Here is a 23,310-nt window from a genome sequence, read left to right as displayed (position 1 = left end):
CTGAATACAGGCTTAAACATCGCATGACGCAAATCACGCCACGACAATATATTTAATTAAAATAAGCCAATAAAGGTTATGAAAATTACCAATGTCGTACCTAAACAGAGTGACCGATATATTACGCCTACAATCCCCTGTAATAAATAGGTTTTTACGTGACGCCGGTTAGAGTTTTGACTCGCCCCCCTTTTTCACAACCCAATACCTTTGATAGTAAATTGATCGGGCGCAATTTAAGCGTATTTTGACGAAGATATCCAGCCTGTATTTTTTGATTTGACGTAATACGCATCCATCGCGTTAACAGTGAGACACATTCCGTTTTCATTAGGCCGATATTGTTAATTAGTGGTAACCACGGCGTTTCAATAATTAATATTTGCCGATTTATTTTTCAGGGTATTTACTGCATTTTTGTTTCTACATGATGACTTACTTTTATATTTATTGATTTATAATGTTGCCGCTCTGTTATTTTTCGAAATGAGTGCTATTCCCAACAAATATTCACCAGGCTCAAACATAAAAAAAGGCCATCCGAAGATGACCTTTTCTGCATGCGCCTGTTTTTTGTGTCAGCGCAACGGTATTCTCAGCACGTTAGGGCGGTAACGCTTTTCACCGCCTCGCCGATATCCGCCAGGCTGCGCACCGTCTTAACGCCTGCCGCTTCCAGTGCAGCGAATTTCTCGTCAGCCGTTCCTTTTCCGCCAGCGATGATGGCGCCCGCATGGCCCATCCGCTTTCCTTTTGGCGCAGTGACACCGGCAATGTAGGCGACGACGGGTTTGGTGACGTGCTCTTTGATAAAGGCTGCCGCCTCCTCCTCCGCCGTTCCGCCGATTTCACCGATCATCACAATCGCTTTCGTCAGCGGGTCTTGTTCAAACAGCTTAAGAATATCAATGAAGTTGGAACCCGGGATCGGGTCGCCGCCGATGCCGACGCAGGTAGACTGGCCGAGACCGACGTCCGTCGTTTGCTTGACCGCTTCGTAGGTCAGCGTACCGGAACGCGAAACGATGCCGACATTTCCCGGCAGATGAATATGGCCGGGCATGATGCCGATTTTACATTCTCCCGGTGTAATAACACCCGGACAGTTCGGGCCGATCATCTTCGCCCCGGTCTGCTCCAGCTTGGCTTTCACCGTCAGCATATCCAGCGTCGGGATACCTTCGGTGATGCAGATAATCAGATCGATACCCGCATCAATCGCTTCCAGAATCGAATCTTTGCAGAAAGGCGCCGGAACATAAATGACCGAGGCCGTCGCATCGGTGGCGGCAACGGCGTCGCGTACCGTATTAAACACGGGCAGACCAAGATGCTGAGTACCGCCCTTGCCCGGAGTGACCCCACCGACCATCTGCGTGCCGTAGGCTATCGCCTGTTCCGAGTGAAACGTTCCCTGACTTCCGGTGAAGCCCTGGCAAATCACTTTGGTATGTTTATCGATCAGAATAGACATTATTTTCCCTCCACGGCAGCCACTACCTGCCGGGCCGCATCCGCCAGACCGGTTGCAGCAATGATATTCAGACCGCTCTCCGCCAGTTTCCGCGCACCAAGATCCGCATTGTTACCTTCCAGACGCACCACCACCGGTACGTTGACCCCCACTTCCGCCACGGCGCCGATGACACCATCGGCGATCAGGTCACAGCGAACGATGCCGCCGAAAATGTTGACCAGCACGGCTTTCACCTTGCTGTCTGACAGAATGATTTTAAAGGCTTCTGTCACACGCTCTTTAGTCGCGCCGCCGCCAACATCCAAAAAGTTGGCCGGCGCGCCGCCGTGCAGCTTCACGATATCCATCGTGCCCATCGCCAGACCCGCACCGTTGACCATACAGCCGATGTTGCCGTCCAGAGCGACATAGTTCAATTCCCACTGGGCCGCGTGTTCCTCGCGTTCATCAGCCTGACTCGGGTCATGCATCTCGCGCAGCTCAGGCTGACGGAACAGCGCATTGCCGTCCACCGACAGTTTGCCGTCCAGACACAGCAGCTCGCCCTGCCCGGTAATAACCAGCGGGTTGATCTCAACCAGCGCCAGATCCCGCTCCAGAAACAGCTTGGCCAACCCCATGAAAATTTGAGTGAACTGGGCAACCTGTTTGCCGCTAAGGCCCAGTTTGAATGCAAGCTCTCGGCCTTGATACGGCAGCGGTCCGGTCAGGGGGTCCAGCGCCGTTTTATGGATGAGATGCGGCATTTCCTGCGCGACTTTTTCAATTTCTACGCCACCCTCCGTGGACGCCATGAACACGACGCGCCGACTGCCGCGATCGACAACCGCCCCAAGATACAGTTCGCTGGCAATATCCGTCGAGGCTTCAACCAGAATCTGCTGGACCGGCTGACCGTGGGCGTCAGTCTGGTAAGTCACCAGCGGCTTGCCCAACCACTTTTCCGCGAAGGCGCGAATGTCGTCTTTGCTGTTGACGACTTTAACGCCGCCTGATTTGCCTCGTCCCCCGGCATGCACCTGGCACTTGACGACCCACGGGCCTGCGCCGATTTTCGCGGCGGCCTCTTCCGCCTCACGCGGCGTCTTGCAGGCATAGCCCTCTGGTGCCGGTATGCCATACCGAGCAAAGAGCTGTTTTGCCTGATATTCGTGTAAATTCATGGTGTTCAATCCATTTTATATTTGAAGATAAATCCGCGATTTCATGAGTGGCGGCGTACAGACGGCCTGGATGACGAAGGGCGGCGCCCAGTCGCCCTATCCTGCCTGCCTTAAACGTCCAGCAGCAGACGCGCCGGATCTTCCAGCATGTCTTTAATCGTCACCAGGAAACTGACTGATTCGCGGCCGTCGATAAGCCGGTGGTCGTAGGAAAGCGCCAAATACATCATGGGCAGAATGACCACCTGACCCTCAACGGCCATCGGGCGATCCTTGATGGCGTGCATTCCCAGAATCGCGCTTTGCGGTGGATTGATGATCGGTGTCGACATCAATGAACCAAACACGCCGCCGTTAGTAATAGTGAAGTTTCCCCCCGTCAACTCATCCACGGTGAGTTTGCCATCACGGCCCTTAATTGCCAGTTCCCTAATCCTTTTCTCGGTATCCGCCATGCTCAGCAAGTCGACATCTTTGAGCACCGGCGTGACCAGACCGCGCGGCGTCGAGACGGCGATGCTGACGTCGAAGTAGTTGTGATACACCACATCTTCGCCATCCAGCGAGGCATTGACTTCGGGATAACGTTTGAGCGCTTCGACCACCGCCTTGATGTAGAAAGACATAAAGCCCAGACGAACTCCGTGCCGTTTTTCAAACGCTTCGCCGTACCGTTTACGCAGATCCATCACCGGTTTCATGTTGACCTCGTTGAACGTTGTCAGCATGGCCGTGCTGTTTTTCGCGTCGAGCAGGCGCTCAGCCACCCGCTTGCGCAAGCGCGTCATCGGCACCCGTTTTTCACTACGATGCTCCTGTGCAGGATCGGCGGGTGTAGTAGCGGCGCTCTCGTCCGCGCTTGCAGGAGCGACGACGGCAGCCTCGCGCTGTCGGGCAAGCTGTTTTTCGACATCTTCCCGGGTGATGCGTCCGCCCACGCCGCTGCCTACAATCGAAGACGCGTCTAAGTCATGCTCCGCGATCAGCCGGCGGATTGCTGGGCTCAGCACATCGTTGCTATCCTCTTCCAGCCCGGCGGTGTAACGCTGGGCCGGCGTAGACTCTTTGTTCGTCGGTTTCTCGCTGGACTCCTTGCCGCGGCTGTCCCCGGGGCGCAGACGTCCAAGGATTTGGCGTGAGGTCACGGTCGCGCCTTCCGCTTCCAGTACCGCATCCAGGATCCCGGCTTCGGAGGCAGGCACTTCAAGCACCACCTTGTCGGTTTCAATCTCTACCAGCACTTCGTCACGCAGGACGCTGTCGCCAGGCTGTTTGCGCCAGGTCGCCACGGTGGCGTCAGCTACCGATTCAGGCAGGTCGGGGACAAGAATATCTACGCTACTCATTATTTATCCTTTTGATTCAATTAACGTTCAGCGCGTCATCAACAAGATCTTGCTGCTGCTTTTGGTGGACTGACAGGTAACCCACGGCGGGCGATGCGGATGCCGGTCTGCCGGCATAACGCAGGGAAGCACCGAACGGAATCACCTCACGCAGATGATGCTGGCTGCAGTACCAGGCGCCCTGATTCAGCGGCTCTTCCTGACACCAGACGAAATCCAGAACGTGAGCGTAAGGTTCCAGCACGGACTGCACATACTGCTGAGGGAAGGGATACAGCTGCTCAATGCGGACAATCGCCACATCTTTCTGCTCGTTCTTGCGACGTTTTTCCAACAGGTCGTAGTAGACCTTGCCTGCACACATCACAACGCGCTTCACTTTACGAGGATCAATATCGTCAGCCTCGCCAATCGCAGGCTGGAATTTACCGGAGGCCAGTTCATCAAGCGTCGATGTCGCCAGCGGATGACGCAGCAGCGACTTCGGCGACATCACCACCAATGGACGCCGCATTCCACGCAGCGCCTGACGTCGCAACATGTGGTAAACCTGTGCCGGAGTGGAGGGAATGCAGACCTGCATATTCTGTTCAGCGCACAGCTGCAGATAGCGTTCCAGGCGGGCCGACGAGTGTTCCGGTCCCTGCCCTTCATAGCCGTGAGGCAGTAGCATCACCAGACCGCACATGCGCCCCCATTTCTGCTCGCCGGAGCTAATAAACTGGTCAATCACTACCTGAGCGCCGTTGGCGAAGTCGCCGAACTGTGCCTCCCAGATGGTCAGCGTGCGCGGCTCAGCCGTGGCATAACCGTATTCGAACGCCAGCACCGCCTCTTCCGACAGCACCGAGTCCCATACCTTAAACTCTCCCTGTGCATTATGCACATGCGACAACGGCGTATAGGTCGAGCCGTTCTTCTGATTGTGCACAACGGCGTGACGGTGGAAGAAGGTGCCGCGGCCAGTGTCTTCACCCGACAACCGAATAGGAATGCCCTCATCCACCAGCGTGGCGTAGGCCAGCGTTTCGGCGCCACCCCAGTCGAACGGCTTGCCGCCTTTCGCCATCTCGGCGCGGTCGTTGTAGATTTTGGCGACGCGGGACTGCATCTCTATCGCCGCAGGAATGGTGCTGATACGGCGGGCAAGTTCCTGCAGACGCTTCATCTCGACCTGGTGCGGATAGTCTTCATCCCAGTCATGGTTAAGATACGGCATCCAGGCCAGCGCCTGCATATCCATCGGCAGCCACTCCTCCACCACGCATTCGCCAGCATCCAGCGCGTCGCGGTACAGGTTGACCATTTCGGTGGCATCTTGAAGCTGTATCAGGTTTTGCTGCTCCAGACGGTCGGCGTAGATTTTACGCGGCGTCGGATGCTTTTTGATTTTGTGATACATCAGTGGCTGGGTGGCGCTCGGCTCATCGGCCTCGTTGTGGCCGTGGCGGCGATAGCATACCATGTCGATGAAAACATCGCGCTTGAAGGTATTGCGGAAGTCGAGCGCCAGCCGGGTGACGAACGCGACGGCCTCGGGATCGTCCGCATTCACGTGGAAAATGGGCGCCTGCACCATCTTGCCGATGTCGGTACAGTATTCGGTCGAGCGCGCGTCGTGCGGATTGGAGGTCGTGAACCCTATCTGGTTGTTAATGACAATGCGGATCGTACCGCCTACGTCATAACCGCGCGCCTTAGACATGTTCAGCGTTTCCTGCACCACGCCTTGCCCCGTCATGGCGGCATCGCCGTGGATGGTGATTGGCAGCACCGGCGCGCTGCTGGGGTTATCCAGCCGATCCAGACGCGCCCGCACCGAGCCAATGACGACCGGGCTGACAATTTCCAGATGCGAGGGGTTAAAGGCCAGCGCAAGGTGGACCCTGCCGCCTTCGGTATCGATATCCGAAGAGAAACCCTGATGGTATTTCACATCTCCCGTGCCGAGATGTTCTTTGTGTTTGCCGATAAACTCGTCGAACAGATCCTGCGGCTTTTTGCCCAGAACGTTGACCAGTACATTCAGACGTCCCCGGTGCGCCATCCCCAATACCACTTCGCGCGTGCCGTTATTGCCGGCATGACGCACAATTTCCTTCAGCATCGGGATCAACGCGTCACCGCCTTCCAGAGAAAAGCGCTTGGCGCCGGGGAATTTTGCGCCCAGATAACGCTCCAAACCTTCCGCCGCCGTCAACTCTTTCAGAAAACGCTTGCGCTCATCGACGCTGAACGACGGCTGCCCGACAACGGATTCGATCCGCTGCTGAATCCAACGTTTCTCTTCCGTGTTAGTGATGTGCATATACTCCGCGCCAATAGAGCCGCAGTAGGTCTGCCGCAACGCCGCGTACAAATCCCGCAGTTTCATGGTCTCTTTGCCGATAGCGAACGACCCCACGTTGAAGGTATCGTCCAAGTCCGCTTCAGTCAGATGATGATAGGCGAGGTCGAGGTCGGATACAGTTTCTTGTTTCCACAAATCCAGCGGGTCGAGGTTGGCATGCTGATGGCCGCGAAAGCGAAACGCATTGATGAGCTGCAACACCTTGACCTGTTTGGCATCGCTGTCCGGATCGTGAACAGAGGCGGTATAACGCGAGCTGTCCTTCGCCAGACGACGAAAATAGTCTCGGGTTTGAGAGTGCAGTTGATCAGGTTTGACTCCCGTTGCCACCATTTGCTGGAAAAGCGTTTGCCAACTGGTGTCGATAGAGGCCGGATCGGTTAAATAATCTTCATAGAGCTGCTCTATGTAGGACTGGTTCGCTCCCGCCAGATACGAGGAATCCAGCCAGGCCTTCATGGCACCGTTCTGCATTGTGATCCCTTAAGCTGATATACTTTAGTTTTCGCCGTGGTTAACATTTTTATCGCACAGTGTGAAAGTGGCATTGCCGGATAAACAGTTCACTCTCCGTGCCGACGGTGAGCATGTCGAGGAGAATACTGCCCGTCAAAGGAACCTTGAAATAACAGTCTATCGCGCCCGTTCGCTATATAAAACAGCGTTCCCAATGACCTCCATCCGACGGCGGAGGCCCTCCGTTCGATGCGGCCTCAGGCGCCGCGCTGCAATAACATCGACTTGATATGGCCGATGGCTCGCGTCGGATTCAAGCCCTTCGGGCACACGCTGACGCAGTTCATGATGCTGTGGCAGCGGAACACGCTGAAAGCGTCATCCAGTTCATCGAGACGCGGTTTGGTTTCCGTATCGCGGTCATCTATCAGGAAGCGGTACGCCGTCAGCAATCCGGCCGGACCGATAAACTTATCCGGGTTCCACCAGAAGGACGGACACGAGGTGGAACAGCACGCGCACATAATGCATTCATACAGTCCATCTAACTTCGCCCTATCCTGCGGCAGCTGTAAATTTTCGCGTGCCGGAGGATTCTTCCCATTATTCAACAGGTAAGGTTTAATTTTCTCATATTGGGCATAGAATTGCCCCATGTCTACCACCAAATCACGGACGACCGGCAAGCCCGGCAGCGGGCGAACGACGATTTTGCGGCTGCCGCGACGCAGGCTGGAAACCGGCGTGATGCACGCCAGTCCGTTTTTACCGTTGATATTTACTCCGTCCGAACCGCATACGCCCTCGCGGCAGGAGCGGCGAAACGTCAGCGTCGGGTCCTGCTCTTTCAACTGGATTAATGCGTCGAGCAGCATCATATCCGTGCCTTCGTCGGCCTCCAACTGGTAGTCCTGCATCCGCGGGGCATTATCAATGTCCGGGTTGTAACGATAAATCGAAAATTCAAGTTTCATCGCTGTTTCTCCGTCCTTTAATAGGTGCGCGCTTTTGGCGGGAACGCCTCACGCAGCGTCGGTTGCATGTTTACCTCACGGCGCGTCATGCTTTCGGTTTCCGGCAGATACAGCGTGTGGCAAAGCCAGTGTTCGTCGTCGCGATCGGGATGGTCGGAGCGGCTGTGCGCGCCGCGGCTCTCTGTGCGATAGTTGGCGGCCAGCGCGGTGGCGTATGCAGTATCCATCAGGTTATCCAGCTCCAGGCACTCGATACGCTGGGTGTTGAACTCTTGCGAGGTGTCGTCCAGACGGGCGTGCTGCAACCGTTCGCGGATCGCTTTCAGTTCCTCCAGCCCCTGGGCCATCGCATCGGCTTCGCGGAATACGGAGAAGTTATGCTGCATACACTCTTGCAATGCCCGGCGGATCTCCACCGGACTTTCTCCATCGCGATTGTTGTTCCAGCGGTTGAGGCGTGTCAGCGAGGCCTCGATATCCGACTCGCTGGCATCGCGGCTGGCACCCTGCTCAGACAACGACGCTTCGAGGTGCATCCCCACGGCGCGGCCGAACACCACCAGGTCGAGCAGCGAGTTACCGCCGAGACGATTGGCGCCGTGCACTGAGACACAGGCGATCTCCCCCACGGCGAACAGGCCGGGGATCACCACATCCTCGCCTTGTTCGTTAACGGTCAGCGCCTGGCCGGTGATCTTGGTAGGAATGCCGCCCATCATGTAGTGGCAGGTCGGAATGACCGGGATCGGCTCTTTCACCGGGTCGACGTGGGCGAAGGTGCGAGAAAGCTCCAGAATACCCGGCAGGCGGGACTCCAGGACCTCTTTGCCGAGGTGGTCAAGCTTCAGCTTAACGTGCGGCCCCCACGGACCGTCGCAGCCGCGGCCTTCGCGAATTTCGATCATGATGGAGCGCGCGACGACGTCTCGGCCCGCCAGATCTTTCGCGTTCGGCGCGTAACGCTCCATAAAGCGTTCGCCGTCTTTATTCAGCAAATAGCCGCCCTCGCCGCGACAGCCTTCGGTAACCAACACCCCCGCTCCGGCGATCCCCGTCGGGTGGAACTGCCACATTTCCATGTCCTGCACCGGTACGCCGGCGCGCAGCGCCATGCCTACCCCGTCGCCGGTATTAATATGCGCATTGGTCGTTGACTGATAAATACGCCCTGCGCCGCCGGTCGCCAGCACCGTTGCGCGAGCTTTGAAGTAGACGACTTCGCCGGTTTCGATACAAATCGCGGTACAGCCCACCACTGCACCGTCCTGATTTTTCACCAGATCCAGCGCGTACCATTCGGAAAAAATGGTGGTGTGATTTTTTAGGTTTTGCTGATACAGCGTATGCAGCAGCGCATGTCCGGTGCGGTCGGCCGCCGCCGCGGTACGCGCCGCCTGCTCGCCGCCGAAGTTTTTCGACTGACCGCCGAAAGGACGCTGATAAATACGCCCGTCATCCAACCGCGAAAACGGCAGCCCCATATGTTCCAGCTCCAGCACAGCTTCCGGACCGGTCTTGCACATGTACTCGATGGCATTCTGATCGCCGATATAGTCCGATCCCTTCACCGTATCGTACATATGCCATTGCCAGTTATCTTCGTGAGTATTGCCCAGCGCGACCGTGATACCGCCCTGTGCGGAGACGGTATGAGAACGCGTCGGAAACACTTTGGAGATCAGGGCGCAGGACAGTCCCATTTGGGAAATTTGCAATGCAGCGCGCATACCCGCGCCGCCCGCGCCAATCACCACTGCATCAAACTCTCTGACTGACAAATTCATTACGCCCCCCACACCACAATCGTTCCATAAATGACATAAACCATCAGCACGACGACCACCGCCAGCTGTAACGTGAGCCGAATGGCCAGCGGTTTGACGTAGTCGGTCAACACTTGCCATAAGCCGATCCAGGCATGCACCAGAATCGAAAGCAGAGTCAGCAGAGTGAGCACTTTGGTGAGACGCAGGGCGAAGAAATCACGCCAGACGGGATAGGTGAGTTCAGGCGCGGTGACGAAAAAACCCACGAGATACAAAACGTACAGCACGATGACGATGGCAGCAGCGCGAAGTAATAACCAATCGTGTACTCCATTACGCCCGAGTGCAGAAGCATTGCTTACCATACAAGGACTCCAGACAAGATTGAAAGCACGACAGTAATAACAAAAGCGATCCATGCGGAGCGTTCACCCGAGGCGAAGGTTTCCTCGATGCCGCCGAAGTCCATCAGCAGATGGCGCAAACCGCCTACGGCATGGTAGGCCAGAGCGGTCAAAATGCCCCAGACGACCCACTTGGCGATAATGCTATCCATGATGGCCGCCGCCTGCCCAAAGCCGTCTTCGGAAGATAAAGAAAGGCCCAGCAGCCAGAGCAGGATACCGGTGGAAACAAAGGTGATAACGCCGGAAACGCGATGGAGAATGGAGGCTACCGCAGTAGCGGGAAAATGGACCGTTTGCAGATCCAGATTGACAGGTCTTTGTTTTTTCACAGATTCACCCACACAGCTTTTATTATTTTCTTACTCCGGACCTGTCGTGGGGTCAGACAGCATAAGAGGTTGCAGAAAGGAAGATAAGCCGGGCATCGCCTTATTTCACCACACGCTCCATCAGCCGATTTCAAGCCAGGGCGACGCAAACCTATCACGCTGGGTGCTCCTACTGCAGAGTGTTCCGGAGACCTGAAAAAAAGTATAGGTGCTTCACAATCTCATTACAAATAGCACACATAGAGTTTGAGGGAATTTGCTTGGAATGGTGAATTAGATCACGAATTTAACAAGTTATTAAAAATAAAGCAGCGTTATAGGCAATTATTAAACATTAATTTTACAACTTATTTTTTTATGCTTGTTGCTGATATTAAAGGCGATAGACGGTGCTTTTCGATTGCCGCGGGTTATGTAACAGTGTCGAAAGAGTCCACGTAAAAGTCATCGGTATGACTACAATGAATTCAGGACGACGCGCCGGATTACCGGCAAACGCCTGGCTGAAAAACGGCCTGCGCTCTGCGGAAATCACCTCCGCCAGCCCGTCCCGAACAACCGGTTTTTACCGAGTCATGCCAGCCGGCTTCCGGTCGCCTCTCCCAGGTAGGATGACTCGCTGTCGCGGTGAGCAATGTCGTCAACTAAAACGCTAAGGAGAATGTCAATGGCTGACAAACACGCAACGATTACCATCGACGGTCAAGAGCCTATTGCGCTTGATGTCCTGTCCGGTACGCTCGGTTACGACGAGATCGATATCCGCAGCCTCGGTGCAAAAGGTTATTTCACGTTCGATCCTGGTTTCACCTCCACGGCGTCCTGCGAGTCCAAAATCACCTTTATCGACGGCGAAAAAGGCATTCTGCTGCACCGGGGCTACCCAATCGATCAACTGGCGGAAAAGTCCAACTACCTGGAAGTTTGCTATCTGCTGCTGTTCGGAGAAGCGCCCTCGCAGGCGCAGTATGACGAATTCAAAACCATCGTCACCCGCCACACCATGATCCATGAGCAAATTACCCGCCTGTTTCATGGTTTCCGCCGCGACTCGCACCCTATGGCGGTGCTGTGCGGCGTGACCGGCGCGCTGGCCGCCTTCTACCACGACTCGCTGGACATCGGCAATGAGCGCCACCGCGAGATCGCCGCCTATCGCCTGCTGTCGAAAATGCCGACCGTGGCCGCCATGTGCTACAAATATTCGCTGGGCCAGCCGTTCATCTACCCGCGTAACGATCTTTCCTATGCGGGCAACTTCCTGCATATGATGTTCGCCACGCCGTGCGAAGACTATGTGGTGAATCCGGTGCTGGAACGCGCCATGGACAAAATTCTGATCCTGCATGCGGACCATGAACAGAACGCCTCTACGTCGACCGTGCGCACCGCCGGTTCGTCCGGGGCCAATCCGTTCGCCTGTATCGCCGCCGGCATCGCATCGCTATGGGGCCCCGCCCACGGCGGCGCTAACGAAGCCTGTCTGCGCATGCTGGAAGAGATCAGTTCAGTCAAACACATCCCGGAATTCATTGAGCGTGCGAAAGACAAAAACGATTCGTTCCGCCTGATGGGATTCGGCCACCGCGTGTACAAAAACTATGACCCGCGCGCCACCGTCATGCGTAAAACCTGTCATGAAGTGCTCAAAGAGTTGAAAACCAAGGACGATCTGCTGGAAGTGGCGCTGGAGCTGGAGCGTATCGCGCTGAACGATCCGTACTTCATCGAGCGCAAACTCTACCCGAATGTAGACTTTTACTCCGGCATCATTCTGAAAGCGATGGGGATCCCGTCGTCAATGTTCACCGTTATTTTTGCAATGGCGCGCACGGTCGGCTGGATTGCCCACTGGAGCGAGATGCACGGCGAAGGCCTGAAGATTGCCCGACCGCGCCAGCTGTACACCGGTTACGAACGACGCGACTTCGTGCCTGAGGTGAAAGAGCACTAATAAAACATCGCCCCAAGCCGCAGATACTCAGCTTAGGGCGACACCGTTTCCCTCTCCACCGCTCACTTCTGTCCGCATATCAATAAAGCCCCGCCCTCAAACAGATGCCACACGCACTATTTCCTGCCCATCACACGCCGTACCTCACCTAACGCTGGCAGTGGGAACAGCAGTAGAACGGTCTCGACGACAGCACCGAACGCTCGATGAGATGACCGCAGCGCTCGCACGGTTTACCGGCGCGGTGGAAAACGCGAAAGCGGAACACGGCGCCGTGATGTCGTCGTTCATCCCCTTCGCCGCGCGTCAGATACGACAAACGAGGAATCTCCAGCAGAGCCTGACTGAGGACCGCCAATTGTTGTGGCGACAAATCTGCGGCTCGATGCTGCGGCGCCAGCTCGGCCTGCCACAGGATTTCCGCACGAAGATAGTTCCCGAGTCCGGCCAGGAAAGTCTGATCCAGCAACAACCCGCTAAACTGACGACGACGGAAACGGGGCGATAACAGCCGTTCCTGCACCTGTTCAGCCGTCACCGTCATATCAAGCACGTCCGGTCCGATGCGTTGCAAGAAAGGATGCGTCGCCAGTTGGTCCGTGGTCAGTATGTCGATATCCGACGCGCTATACAAAGACACGGCGCTATCGGCCGTCGTCAGCCGAACGCGCAGGTCGCGTTTGGTTTCCGGCAACGTTTCGGGAAGGCCCACGCGCCAAACGCCGTACAGCTGATTGTGGCTGTACAGCACACAATCGTTGGAAAAACAGGTCAGCAAGGCCTTGCCTCGAGTCACAATCTGCGTCACATGCGCGCCCGCCAGTCGATGTTCATAGATTTTCAATGCGGGAAACGCAAACCAGGCAGCGGTCAGCGTTTTCCCGGCGATGGCCGCCGACAGCATATCGGCCGCGCGGCGGATTTCAGGGCCTTCCGGCATAACTCTCGCTCCCGTTGATAGTCTTTTCTCAGCAGGCGGCGATATAAATGCCGTACTGCGCGAAACTGTGATGCAGCTTGCTGGCGAACTGCAGTGCGTGCTCGCCGTCGCCGTGCAGGCACACCGTATCGGCTTTCACCGGCACCCAACTGCCGTCGGTGGCGCGCACCCGCTGGCGTTGGATCATCTCCAGCGTTTGCGCCAGCGCCAGTTCGTCGCTGGTGATCAACGCGCTGCTCTGATCGCGCGGCACCAGCGTGCCGTCGGCCTGATAACTGCGGTCGGCGAACACTTCCTCGCGCGTCTTTAACCCGTACCGTTTACCCGCGTTAATCAGCTCGCTGCCCGCCAGGCCGACCAGATGCAGCAAAGGATCGACGACCTTGACCGCTCTGGCGATCGCATCCGCCAGCTGCGGATCTTTCGCAGCCTGATTGTAAAGCATGCCGTGGGGCTTCACGTGGAACATGCGTGCGCCCTCCGCTTTGACTAAGGCCGCCAGGGCACCCACCTGATAAACCACCTGAGCAAAGACTACGTCGGGCGTAAGCTGCAACGCCCGGCGACCAAAATGTTCCCGGTCGGGATAGCCCGGATGCGCACCGATGGTGACGCCGTATTTGATGGCCGAGCGCACCGAACGATGCATCGTCTGCGCATCGCCGGCATGAAAGCCGCAGGCGATATTGGCTGAGCTGATCAACTGCAACAGCGCCTCGTCATGTTTCCCGCCTTCTCCCAGATCCGCGTTCAAGTCAATCACCATGTAGCCTCCAAGCCAGTTGTTCCAGATAGCGCTGTTGGGTCAGCCATGCCTGCCGAGCCTCAGACAGCGAACAGTGAATGAAATGCACCGATTCTCCCAGACGGATCTGCGCCAGGTGGTAAAGATCGGCGGCGATCACGCTGGCGATGCATGGATAGCCGCCAGTCGTCTGAGCGTCCGACATCAGGACGATCGGTTTGCCGTTATGTGGCACCTGAATTACCCCTGGTAAAACACCGTGAGATAATATCTCGCGGTGGGAAACGCGCTCCAGCTCCGCCCCCTGCAACCGATATCCCATCCTGTTGCTCTGGGGGCTCAACTGCCAGCCGGTGCTCCAAAACTTATCATGCGCGGCTTCGCTGAACTCCTGATACTCCGGCCCCGTCAAGACCCGAACCCGGTTGTGGAACAGCAGCTGTTTTATGCCGATCGGCTTGCCGGGTAGCCGCTGTGGCGCGCCTAAGGGCAGACGATCGCCGTCCGCCACCGGACGTCCCGCCAAGCCGCCGAATGCCGCTTTGAGATCGGTGCTGCGCGACCCCAGCACTTCAGGCACGTCGATGCCGCCGGAAATCGCCAGATAGCTGCGCATACCACGTCGCGGCATCCCCAGATGCAGCGTCTGTCCCGGCTCGACCAGATAGCGCCATCCGGTCCACAGGGTTTGACCGTTCAGCTCCGCGCGCGCGTCCGCCCCGCTCAGCGCGATCCAACAGCGGCGGTTGAATTTGGCCGTAAACTGGCCGAGCGTGATTTCCAGCGCGGCCGTCTCGGCCTTGTTGCCCACCAGCAGGTTGGCGATGCTCAGCGCGGGCATATCCAGCGCGCCGCATTGACCGATGCCGAACTGGCGATAGCCGAACCGACCCGCGTCCTGAACCGTGGTTTGTAAACCCGCCCGAATAATCGTCAGCATAGTCCCTCCCGCTGTGGAACGAAGCGCACCCGATCGCCCGGACGCAGCAACGTCGGCGGCGTCGATTCGGGCGTGAACAGCGAAAGTTCGGTACGGCCGATCAGTTGCCAACCGCCGGGGGTAGATAAAGGATAAATACCGGTCTGATGGCCGCCGATGCCGACGGAGCCAGCAGGTACTTTCAAGCGAGGTTCTGTACGCCGCGGGGTATGCAGCCGTACATCTAAATCGCCCAAATAGGCGAAGCCGGGCTGAAAACCGATGAAGTAAACGACATAGCGCGTGGCGGCATGGCACTCAACGACCTGACGCGGCGTCATCCCGCTGTGCGCCGCGACATGCGCCAAATCCGGCCCGTGCGTCCCGCCGTAGATCACCGGAATGTCGATATCCCGCGAGACCTGAGGCCGCGCCGCGCTTTCATCCCAGGCATGACGAAGCTGGGCTAACACGGCCGTCGGTGCAAACACCGGCTGCGCCAGAACCACGGTCAGATTGTTCATTCCGGGGATCACTTCTTTTACCCCGCTCTCTCCGCCCAAACGCTCCGCGAGGGCCCAGATACGCTGCTGACTTTGCAGCGCGGCCGGTGGCGCCAACTCGAGCACCACCGCACTTTCTCCCAGCAGATAACAGCGAACCTGTTGCATCCTAACCTCCCCTGAAAACCTCCGCTGTGACGCCGCATCGCCGTCGCCCAGCCTCATCCCTCGCGGTGACGATCGATTAGGCCGGGTTAGGAATATCGATAAAGGTCACGTCAAAGCCGTGCTGCTGCGCCAGCCATTCGCCCAGTTCGCGGATCCCCGCTCGCTCCGTCGCGTGATGTCCAGCCGCATAAAAGTGAAGCCCCATTTCTCGCGCGCTATGCACCGTTTTCTCAGACACTTCGCCGGTAATGAACGCATCCACCCCGAAAGCGGCGGCCTGATCGATAAACCCCTGCCCGCCGCCGGTACACCAGGCAACCCGTCTGATCATTGCCGGAGCATGATCGCCGCAGTGCAGCACCGAGCGTCCTAACGCCTCTTCCAACTGCTGGCGCAGCTCATCGCCGCTCTGCGGCTGCTGCAGCTCGCCATAAGGCAGCAGCGATTCAATCTCGCCCAGCGTCGTGATATTCAGCATGTTCGCCAAACAGGCGTTGTTGCCGATTTCGGGGTGCGCATCCAGCGGCAGGTGATAGCCGTACAGATTTATGTCGTTGGCCAACAGCGTTTTCAAACGCCGACGTTTCATACCGCGTATCACGGCCGGTTCGCTTTTCCAGAAATAGCCGTGATGCACCAGTACCGCATCGGCCTGCTGCGCCACGGCGGCGTCCAACAACGCCTGACACGCCGTCACCCCGGTGACGATGCGTTGTACATCGCGACGGCCTTCGACCTGCAGCCCATTCGGGGCATAGTCGGAAAAAGCGGACACATTCAGAAATCGGTCAATGACGGTTTCCAGTTCGGTATTACGCATAGGTACAACGGCTCCCTGATAATTTATTGTTTGTTCTTTGCGGCCTCGAACGCCGCCAGCGTGCGGGTTCTCGCCTGTTTATGGTCGACGATAGGCGCCGGGTAGTCGAGCTTACGCCCTTGCTGCTCCGCCCATCGCAGCGGGTGATGAATCGCCTTACCAGGAACCTTCTCCAGCGCCGGCACCCAGTGCCGGATAAAATCGCCGTCCGGGTCGAAGCGTTCACCCTGCGTGGTCGGATTGAAGATACGGAAGTAAGGCGCAGAGTCAGTCCCCGTCGACGCCGCCCACTGCCAGCCGCCGTTGTTGGCGGCCAGATCGCCGTCCACCAGTTGGCTCATGAAATACCGCTCTCCCTCACGCCAGTCAATCAGCAGATCCTTAATGAGGAAACTGGCGCAGATCATACGAAGCCGGTTGTGCATCCAACCCGTGCGATTAAGCTGGCGCATGCCCGCGTCCACGATGGGATAGCCGGTGCAGCCCTCCTGCCAGGCCTTGAGTCCTTTGGGATCGTCCCGCCACTCGACCTGTTTCGTCCAGGTAATAAACGGCTGATGGCGGCACAGCTCGGGGCTATAGACCATCAAGTGACGATAGAACTCGCGCCAGATGAGTTCGTTGAACCAGACAAAAGCGCCGCCGTCAGGCTGACGCAACGCATCAGGGTACTCGGCCAGCAGCCCTTCGAGACACTGCCGCGGCGAGATGACGCCGATCGCCAGATACGGCGATAGTTGGCTGGTTCCAGGCGCGGCGGGGATGTCACGCTGGGAAGCATAGTTGTTGGCTTTGTGGCGGCAGAACTGACGCAACCGCTGCTGCGCGGCTTCCTCTCCGGCCGGAAAATCGTCGGACACGGCAATTGTCGGATAGTCAAACGGCTTCACCGGCGGGACATCGTCCGTCGTCTTGCCGCGCTCGGCCGGCGCTGATACGCAGGCGATTTCGCTTTGCTGCAACCGTTTAACGAACGCTTTACTGAACGGCGTGAAGACGCGATACATCTTGCCGTCGCCCGTCATCACGCTGCCGGGCGGCAGCAGCAGACTGTCATCAAAGCCCTGACAGACGACTTTCCCGTCCAGCGCCTGCTCCATCTTTCTGTCACGCTGGCGTTCATTTAGCTCGTACTGATAGTTGTAGAACAGCTGCGTCACCTGCTCGCGCTGGCAAAAATCCACCAGCGCCGCGACGCTGTCGTTAAAGTCGCCGCACTGCTGATAGTACAGCGGGATGCCTTTATCGTGCAGAGACTGCTGTAGCCGTTGCAGGTTTTCGAACATAAACGCGGCCTGACGCTCAGACATCTTATGGTTCGCCCACTGCCGGGGCGTGGCGATGAGCAGCCCGATAACACGGGCTTTTTTATCCTGACAGGCGGCGTGGAGAGCGAGATTATCGCTTAGGCGTAAATCGTGGCGAAACCAGACCAGGTGCGTAGCCATAACAAGTCCTTGTGACAACAAACTAGTAGCCGTACCGCAAGCGCAACGCTTCGGGATACGGCGCGAAATAGCGCTGCTGCTCGAGATAGTCGTCCGGATATTCGGACAGATAGTGGCGCAAGAGCGTAATCGGAGCGAGCAGCGGCTGTACCCCTTGACGATAGCGGTCGATCAACTGGGTCAGTTCCTGGCGCTGTGAAGCATTCAGCTGATTGCGGAAATAACCCTGCACATGCATAAGCACGTTGGTGTGATTGCGGCGGGTCGCCGGATTTGAAAGCAGCGACATCAAGCGCAGCCGGTATTCCTCAATGAATGCTTCAAGAGACGCCCACTGATCCATCGTGGCGACAAAGCGCCCCAGCGTGCGATATTCCAGCTGGGAGTGCGCCAGCAGCAGCAGCTTGTAACGGCTGTGAAACGCCATTATCCGCCCGCGGGTAAGCCCCCGCTGCCACAGCTGATTTAACTCGTGCAACGCGAAAACCCGCTCGATGAAATTCTCGCGCAGCACCGCGTCATTCAGGCGGCCGTTCTCTTCGACGGGCAGCCACGACATGGCGGCCGTCAGGTGTTCGGTAAAGAGCCCGACGCCGCTTCGCCGCGCATTTTTCTGGTCGGCGTCATACACGCGTACTCGCTCCATCCCACAACTGGGGGATTTGGCGCAGACGATATAGCCGCACAGATGCCCCAGTTCGCTCACCTTGCTTGCCGAGAAGGCGTGCATGTCCTCGGTGACGTCCAGATCCCCGCCATTGCTGGCCTGCAACGCGATCTCATCGTGTTCATTCTTGACCAGGCGCAGCGCTGGACGAGGGGTCGGCAACCCGACCGCAATCTCAGGGCAGATCGGCTCAAAGCTGAAATAGGGGGTGAGTTGGTCCGCAGCAAACCCAAAGCGCTTATGCCCACCATCGAAACGGACCTGATTTCCCAGCAAGCAGGCGCTTATGCCAACGGGAATTAACGAGTTCGACATGAGGTGCCTCATCAAATAAATTGCTATCTCAATAGCATAGCGGATTTACAGACAACTCATGAGAAAGATGAGGAAAATCATGCCGTCGCGCCTGACGATGTCAGACGCGAAGGAGACGACAGGAAGGTGACGGCGACAGCCTACGGTCAGTAGAAGTGGCCGGCTGCGTGTTCTGACTGCCTATGCCACACCGGCTCGTCGCTGGTTTTTAACCACACTCGATGCAGATAACTGTAGAAACGAGCGCGATCGCGACGGAACAGCATCACCGGCAACGCCAGCAGACCAATAATCACAACCGCGCTGCGGCGCAGAACAATACGGTGGAACGGGTAAGCGTAAGACATGGCCATCCTCCGAGTCATACGATGCGCGGGAGGCACTCCCGCGGGTGATGAACGCGTCACTGCAACAGGTTAAAACTCTACCTCCTTTGCGCCCGGTTAGCTACTCATCCGACCAGAAATCCAGGCCGCATTTATCCTAAAAATTTGTGAAGTAACCGGCCTGACGATGATAAAAAAGCTGACTTTTGCCACCCGCGAATAAACGCCGGAGACGTCTGGCTCTGGCGGAAACGCCGCCGCTTAGGTATTACTGTTAGACCCAACCCATGATTCACTGAGCCCTGGCGATAAGGACTGTTCATGACCAATGAGGAACCGCGTCGTCCCGACCCGGATACGTTGCTGTCCCAGCTTGGAGAATCCCCGCGGGGAAAACTGAAGATTTTTTTCGGTGCCAGCGCGGGCGTCGGGAAAACCTATGCGATGCTGCAAGAAGCGCGGCGTCTCAAGGAGCAGGGGCTGGATGTGCTGGTCGGCGTGGTGGAAACCCACGGGCGTGTAGAGACCCTCGCGCAGTTAGACGGGTTGCCGCAGTTGCCGGGGAAAAAAATCGGCGCGGCGGGCAGAGATCATGAGGAGTTTGACCTGGACGCCGCGCTGGCGCGGGAGCCTGCGCTGATCCTCGTAGACGAACTGGCCCACAGTAACCTGCGCGGAAGTCGTCATCCTAAACGCTGGCAGGATGTGCAGGAGCTCTTGGAAGCCGGGATCGATGTTTTCACAACGGTCAACGTACAACATCTGGAAAGCCTTAATGATGTGGTGGGCGGGATCACCGGTATTCGCGTACGCGAAACCCTGCCCGATCCGTTCTTTGACGACGCGGAGGAAGTCGTGCTGGTGGATTTGCCGCCGGACGACCTGCGCCAACGCCTGCATGAAGGCAAGGTTTATCTTCCGCAACAGGCGGAGCGCGCCATCGAACATTTCTTCCGCAAGGGCAATCTCGTTGCGCTGCGTGAGCTGGCCCTGCGTCGGCTGGCTGACCGCGTGGACGACCAGGTGCGGGCGATGCGCGACCTTCAGGGCGACGAGCGCGTATGGCATACCCGCGATGCGATTCTGCTCTGCATCGGTCAGGACGCGGGTAATGAAAAACTGGTGCGGACCGCCGCCCGGCTGGCGGCGCGGTTGGGCGGCGTCTGGCACGCGGTGTACGTGGAAACGCCCCGGTTACACCGACTGCCTGAATCCCGTCGCCGGGCCATCCTGCGCGCGTTGAAGCTGGCGCAGGATTTGGGAGCAGAAACGGCCACCTTGTCCGATCCCTCCGTGGAAAACGCCATCCTCCGTTACGCACGCGAACATAATCTCGGCAAAATCGTAATTGGTCGTCACACGGATCGCCGATGGAATCGCTGGCGTCGGGCGCGTTTCGCCGAGAAGCTGGGGCTATTGGGACCCGATCTCGATCTGGTGGTGGTTTCCGTTCAGGATGAGCCCTCTTCCCCGCAGGTCAAACCGGAAGACAACCGGAGTCTCACCGAAAAATGGCGGCGTCAGCTGTATGGCTGCGCGCTGGCGATTGCCCTGTGCGCCGCAATCACGCTGCTGGCGCTGTGGTCTCCATTTTCCATGCTCGAACCGGTCAATCTGGTGATGATTTACCTGCTCGGCGTGGCGATCGTCGCGCTGTTTTTCGGACGTTGGCCCTCGGTTTTTGCCGCGCTGATCAACGTCATCGCCTTCGATCTCTGCTTCGTCGCGCCTCGCGGCAAACTGGCCGTGGCCGATGCACAGTATCTGGTCACGTTTATCGTGATGCTCAGTGTCGGCATTCTGGTGGGCAGCCTGACCGCTGACGTGCGCTATCAGGCGCGCGTCGCCCGCTACCGTGAACAGCGCATGCGCCATCTGTACGAGATGTCCAACGCGCTTAACCGCAGCCTGACCGTGGAAGATATCGCCGCCGCCAGCCATCACTATCTTGGCTCGACGTTTCAGGCTCGCGCCGCGATCTGGCTGGCAGATCCGCCGTCCTCGCCGACGGCCGAACTGAAGCCCGTCTCGGCGCAAACGCAAGAACCGCTTATCGTCGATCCGGCTATCGCACGCTGGAGCTTCGACCATCATGCGCCGGCGGGCTATGGAACACGTACCCTGCCCGGCGTTCCCTACCAGATTCAGCCGCTGTCGACGCCGCAGCTGACGTTCGGCGTCATCGCGCTTGAGCCGCTGCATGCGCGCCAACTGATGATCCCCGAACAGCAGCGCATGCTGGAGACCTGCACGGTATTGATCGCCAATGCGCTGGAACGGCTGCATCTCATCCAAAGCGCCGAGAAAGCACGTCTCGACACCGAGCGCGAGCAGTTGCGCAACTCGCTGCTGTCCGCGCTGTCTCACGATCTGAGAACGCCGTTGACGGTGCTGTCCGGCCAGGCGGAAATTCTGACGCGTAATCTGAGCGCACAGGCGTCCCCTTATGCTTCTCAGGCCGGCCAGATCGGACGGCAGATCCAGAACACGACGCGGCTGGTCAATAATCTGCTGGATATGGCTCGTCTCCAGTCGGACGGTTTCCATCCCCGCAAAGCCTGGCAGTCCCTTCAGGAGCTGGCGGACAGCGCACTGCGCCATCTGGAAAATGGCGAAGACGCGCCAGACGTGACGCTGGCGCTGCCGCAAGAACTGATGCTGGTCTACTGCGATGCCACCCTGATAGAACGGGTGCTGATCAACCTTTTGGAGAATGCCGTCAAGTACGCGGGCAACCGGGCGGCCATCACGCTCTCCGCTCTGCCGATCGTCACGGCAACCGGCGAACGCGACGTCGAAGTGCGCGTGCAGGACAACGGACCGGGCATCGACCCCGACAAGGCTAAGATGATTTTCGATAAATTCGCCCGCGGACATCCGGAGTCCGCCATTCCTGGTGTAGGCTTGGGGCTGGCTATCTGTCGGGCCATCGTCGCCATTCACGGCGGAAAAATCTGGGCGACGAATGCCGAAGGCGGCGGCGCCGTGTTTCACTTCACACTGCCGCTGATAACCCCGCCGGATCTGGAACCTGAATAAGAGGAGTCACCACGCAGGTGCTTACCAACGTATTGATCGTAGAAGATGAAAAAGAGATACGGCGCTTCGTGCGGCAAGCGCTCGAAGCGGAAGGGTGTCATGTCTTTGAGGCCGATACGCTACAGCGCGGCCTGCTTGAGGCCGCCACCCGCAAGCCGTCGCTGATTATCCTCGATCTGGGACTGCCGGACGGCAACGGCATCGATTATATTCACGACCTGCGCCAGTGGAGCAGCATCCCGATTATCGTCCTGTCCGCCCGCAGCGATGAACAAGATAAAATCGCGGCGCTGGATGCTGGCGCCGACGATTTTCTGACAAAACCCTTTGGCATTGGAGAACTGCTGGCCCGGCTGCGCGTCGCACAGCGCCGGTTTACCCTGTCGCGTCAGGAGAGCCCGAAGGTGACGTTCGGCGACGTCAGTGTCGATCTGCTCGACCGTCAGGTGATCCGCAACGGCGAAACGCTGCATCTCACTCCCACCGAGTTCCGCCTATTGTCCCTGCTGGTCGCCAATCCCGGCAAAGTCTTGACGCAGCGCCAATTGCTGAACGACGTCTGGGGACCCAACGCGGTGGAAAACGGCCACTACCTGCGCATCTATATGGGACACCTGCGCCAAAAACTGGAGCTGGACCCCGCCCGCCCACGGCACCTGGTTACGGAGACCGCCGTCGGCTATCGCTTCATCCCCTGAAGATAGCCTTTCCCATGAGGCAGGAGTAGCATTCTCGCTTATTTCTGAGCGGGAAAAGAGTCATGAGTAGCTGGTTGATCTATGCACTGCTATCCGCGCTGTGCGCCGCGCTGGTTGCGATATTCGGTAAAGTGGGACTGCAACAGTCGGACGCCAATACGGCGACCGCCGTGCGCGCCGTCATCATGGCCCTGTTCCTGGTCGGCGTTGTCGTCGCGCAAGGCAAACTGGGCCTGGTAGGATCGATGCTGACGCAGCATAAAGCCATGCTGTTCATCGTCCTCAGCGGCGTTGCCGGAGCCATGTCATGGCTGTTCTACTTCATGGCGCTCAAAAACGGCTCGGTAGCGCAGGTCGCCCCGATAGATAAACTGAGCGTCGTCTTTGCCGTGATTTTGGCGGTGATCCTGCTGGGGGAAAAGATATCTCTGCTGGCGGGCGTGGGCGTCGCGCTGATCTCAGCCGACGCGCTGCTGGTCGCATTGGGATAACGGCAAGCG

The 23,310-nt window shown here is 57.8% G+C and carries 20 protein-coding genes; 4 read left to right on the top strand and 16 right to left on the bottom strand.

Going from position 1 to position 23,310, the window contains the following annotated elements; genetic code table 11:
* Positions 1-595 precede the first annotated feature (595 nt).
* The 8 genes from sucD to sdhC form a co-directional block, all read right to left on the bottom strand.
* Positions 596-1,474, bottom strand: coding sequence for a succinate--CoA ligase subunit alpha (gene sucD, locus I6N93_RS05555; protein WP_085685584.1), 879 nt, complete (start codon positions 1,472-1,474; stop codon positions 596-598).
* Entirely contained in the window at positions 1,474-2,640 is a 1,167-nt protein-coding gene (gene sucC, locus I6N93_RS05550) for an ADP-forming succinate--CoA ligase subunit beta (protein WP_085685586.1), read from the bottom strand. Before sucC ends, sucD begins: the two co-directional genes overlap by 1 nt.
* Before the next feature lie 110 nt (positions 2,641-2,750).
* A complete protein-coding gene (gene odhB, locus I6N93_RS05545) occupies positions 2,751-3,986 on the bottom strand; it encodes a 2-oxoglutarate dehydrogenase complex dihydrolipoyllysine-residue succinyltransferase (RefSeq protein WP_085685588.1) in 1,236 nt (411 codons plus the stop codon).
* A gap of 16 nt (positions 3,987-4,002) precedes the next feature.
* Entirely contained in the window at positions 4,003-6,810 is a 2,808-nt protein-coding gene (sucA, locus tag I6N93_RS05540) for a 2-oxoglutarate dehydrogenase E1 component (protein ID WP_085685590.1), read from the bottom strand.
* Positions 6,811-7,049: 239 nt separating this feature from the next.
* Positions 7,050-7,766, bottom strand: a complete 717-nt coding sequence (locus I6N93_RS05535) for a succinate dehydrogenase iron-sulfur subunit (protein ID WP_085685592.1) — start codon at positions 7,764-7,766, stop codon at positions 7,050-7,052.
* Between the two features lie 17 nt (positions 7,767-7,783).
* On the bottom strand, positions 7,784-9,550 hold the full coding sequence (gene sdhA / locus I6N93_RS05530) for a succinate dehydrogenase flavoprotein subunit (RefSeq protein ID WP_085685594.1): 1,767 nt from the start codon (positions 9,548-9,550) through the stop codon (positions 7,784-7,786).
* Positions 9,550-9,897 (bottom strand): succinate dehydrogenase membrane anchor subunit, encoded by a 348-nt coding sequence (gene sdhD / locus I6N93_RS05525; RefSeq protein WP_085685596.1) that lies wholly within the window; start codon positions 9,895-9,897, stop codon positions 9,550-9,552. The genes sdhA and sdhD overlap by 1 nt, the downstream gene beginning before the upstream one ends.
* Positions 9,891-10,280: a succinate dehydrogenase cytochrome b556 subunit gene (gene sdhC, locus I6N93_RS05520; protein ID WP_085685598.1), complete on the bottom strand. Its 390-nt coding sequence runs from the start codon at positions 10,278-10,280 to the stop codon at positions 9,891-9,893. Before sdhC ends, sdhD begins: the two co-directional genes overlap by 7 nt.
* A 655-nt stretch (positions 10,281-10,935) precedes the next feature.
* Here sdhC and I6N93_RS05515 point away from each other — a divergent pair.
* Positions 10,936-12,222: a citrate synthase gene (locus tag I6N93_RS05515; RefSeq protein ID WP_085685600.1), complete on the top strand. Its 1,287-nt coding sequence runs from the start codon at positions 10,936-10,938 to the stop codon at positions 12,220-12,222.
* Between the two features lie 148 nt (positions 12,223-12,370).
* On the opposite strand, the gene nei is transcribed toward I6N93_RS05515, so the two are convergent.
* The 8 genes from nei to I6N93_RS05475 all read right to left on the bottom strand — a co-directional run bounded on the left by nei (position 12,371) and on the right by I6N93_RS05475 (position 19,100).
* Positions 12,371-13,162: an endonuclease VIII gene (gene nei / locus I6N93_RS05510; protein WP_085685601.1), complete on the bottom strand. Its 792-nt coding sequence runs from the start codon at positions 13,160-13,162 to the stop codon at positions 12,371-12,373.
* 28 nt (positions 13,163-13,190) lie between these two features.
* Positions 13,191-13,928, bottom strand: coding sequence for a 5-oxoprolinase subunit PxpA (gene pxpA / locus I6N93_RS05505; RefSeq protein ID WP_085685603.1), 738 nt, complete (start codon positions 13,926-13,928; stop codon positions 13,191-13,193).
* The gene (gene pxpC, locus I6N93_RS05500; RefSeq protein ID WP_085685605.1) at positions 13,918-14,847 is read right to left on the bottom strand and encodes a 5-oxoprolinase subunit PxpC; all 930 of its coding nucleotides are present in this window, start codon (positions 14,845-14,847) and stop codon (positions 13,918-13,920) included. Before pxpC ends, pxpA begins: the two co-directional genes overlap by 11 nt.
* Positions 14,841-15,497, bottom strand: coding sequence for a 5-oxoprolinase subunit PxpB (gene pxpB, locus I6N93_RS05495; RefSeq protein ID WP_085685607.1), 657 nt, complete (start codon positions 15,495-15,497; stop codon positions 14,841-14,843). The genes pxpC and pxpB overlap by 7 nt, the downstream gene beginning before the upstream one ends.
* A gap of 76 nt (positions 15,498-15,573) precedes the next feature.
* Positions 15,574-16,317: a type 2 GTP cyclohydrolase I gene (locus tag I6N93_RS05490; RefSeq protein WP_085685609.1), complete on the bottom strand. Its 744-nt coding sequence runs from the start codon at positions 16,315-16,317 to the stop codon at positions 15,574-15,576.
* A 23-nt stretch (positions 16,318-16,340) separates the two neighbouring features.
* Positions 16,341-17,765, bottom strand: a complete 1,425-nt coding sequence (phrB, locus tag I6N93_RS05485) for a deoxyribodipyrimidine photo-lyase (RefSeq protein WP_085685611.1) — start codon at positions 17,763-17,765, stop codon at positions 16,341-16,343.
* Positions 17,766-17,787: 22 nt separating this feature from the next.
* Complete coding sequence (locus I6N93_RS05480) at positions 17,788-18,747, bottom strand: YbgA family protein (RefSeq protein WP_085685613.1); 960 nt, start codon at positions 18,745-18,747, stop codon at positions 17,788-17,790.
* A gap of 146 nt (positions 18,748-18,893) precedes the next feature.
* A complete protein-coding gene (locus tag I6N93_RS05475; protein WP_085685615.1) occupies positions 18,894-19,100 on the bottom strand; it encodes a YbfA family protein in 207 nt (68 codons plus the stop codon).
* Positions 19,101-19,394: 294 nt separating this feature from the next.
* Here I6N93_RS05475 and kdpD point away from each other — a divergent pair, with 294 nt between their 5' ends.
* From kdpD to I6N93_RS05460, 3 genes are all read left to right on the top strand, one after another.
* Positions 19,395-22,112: a two-component system sensor histidine kinase KdpD gene (gene kdpD, locus I6N93_RS05470; RefSeq protein WP_085685617.1), complete on the top strand. Its 2,718-nt coding sequence runs from the start codon at positions 19,395-19,397 to the stop codon at positions 22,110-22,112.
* 17 nt (positions 22,113-22,129) lie between these two features.
* On the top strand, positions 22,130-22,810 hold the full coding sequence (gene kdpE / locus I6N93_RS05465) for a two-component system response regulator KdpE (RefSeq protein ID WP_085685619.1): 681 nt from the start codon (positions 22,130-22,132) through the stop codon (positions 22,808-22,810).
* A gap of 62 nt (positions 22,811-22,872) precedes the next feature.
* A complete protein-coding gene (locus I6N93_RS05460) occupies positions 22,873-23,301 on the top strand; it encodes an EamA family transporter (protein ID WP_085685621.1) in 429 nt (142 codons plus the stop codon).
* The last annotated feature ends 9 nt before the right edge of the window (positions 23,302-23,310 follow it).

This window comes from Lonsdalea populi (assembly GCF_015999465.1).
Lineage (GTDB): Bacteria > Pseudomonadota > Gammaproteobacteria > Enterobacterales > Enterobacteriaceae > Lonsdalea > Lonsdalea populi.
This window is presented reverse-complemented; position numbering and strand designations above follow the sequence as displayed.

Coding starts and splice junctions, on each gene's coding strand:
- sucD (WP_085685584.1), bottom strand. CDS start 1,474: ATGTCTATTCTGATCGATAAACATACCAAAGTGATTTGCCAGGGCTTC.
- sucC (WP_085685586.1), bottom strand. CDS start 2,640: ATGAATTTACACGAATATCAGGCAAAACAGCTCTTTGCTCGGTATGGC.
- odhB (WP_085685588.1), bottom strand. CDS start 3,986: ATGAGTAGCGTAGATATTCTTGTCCCCGACCTGCCTGAATCGGTAGCT.
- sucA (WP_085685590.1), bottom strand. CDS start 6,810: ATGCAGAACGGTGCCATGAAGGCCTGGCTGGATTCCTCGTATCTGGCG.
- I6N93_RS05535 (WP_085685592.1), bottom strand. CDS start 7,766: ATGAAACTTGAATTTTCGATTTATCGTTACAACCCGGACATTGATAAT.
- sdhA (WP_085685594.1), bottom strand. CDS start 9,550: ATGAATTTGTCAGTCAGAGAGTTTGATGCAGTGGTGATTGGCGCGGGC.
- sdhD (WP_085685596.1), bottom strand. CDS start 9,897: ATGGTAAGCAATGCTTCTGCACTCGGGCGTAATGGAGTACACGATTGG.
- I6N93_RS05515 (WP_085685600.1), top strand. CDS start 10,936: ATGGCTGACAAACACGCAACGATTACCATCGACGGTCAAGAGCCTATT.
- nei (WP_085685601.1), bottom strand. CDS start 13,162: ATGCCGGAAGGCCCTGAAATCCGCCGCGCGGCCGATATGCTGTCGGCG.
- pxpA (WP_085685603.1), bottom strand. CDS start 13,928: ATGGTGATTGACTTGAACGCGGATCTGGGAGAAGGCGGGAAACATGAC.
- pxpC (WP_085685605.1), bottom strand. CDS start 14,847: ATGCTGACGATTATTCGGGCGGGTTTACAAACCACGGTTCAGGACGCG.
- pxpB (WP_085685607.1), bottom strand. CDS start 15,497: ATGCAACAGGTTCGCTGTTATCTGCTGGGAGAAAGTGCGGTGGTGCTC.
- I6N93_RS05490 (WP_085685609.1), bottom strand. CDS start 16,317: ATGCGTAATACCGAACTGGAAACCGTCATTGACCGATTTCTGAATGTG.
- phrB (WP_085685611.1), bottom strand. CDS start 17,765: ATGGCTACGCACCTGGTCTGGTTTCGCCACGATTTACGCCTAAGCGAT.
- I6N93_RS05480 (WP_085685613.1), bottom strand. CDS start 18,747: ATGTCGAACTCGTTAATTCCCGTTGGCATAAGCGCCTGCTTGCTGGGA.
- I6N93_RS05475 (WP_085685615.1), bottom strand. CDS start 19,100: ATGGCCATGTCTTACGCTTACCCGTTCCACCGTATTGTTCTGCGCCGC.
- kdpD (WP_085685617.1), top strand. CDS start 19,395: ATGACCAATGAGGAACCGCGTCGTCCCGACCCGGATACGTTGCTGTCC.
- I6N93_RS05460 (WP_085685621.1), top strand. CDS start 22,873: ATGAGTAGCTGGTTGATCTATGCACTGCTATCCGCGCTGTGCGCCGCG.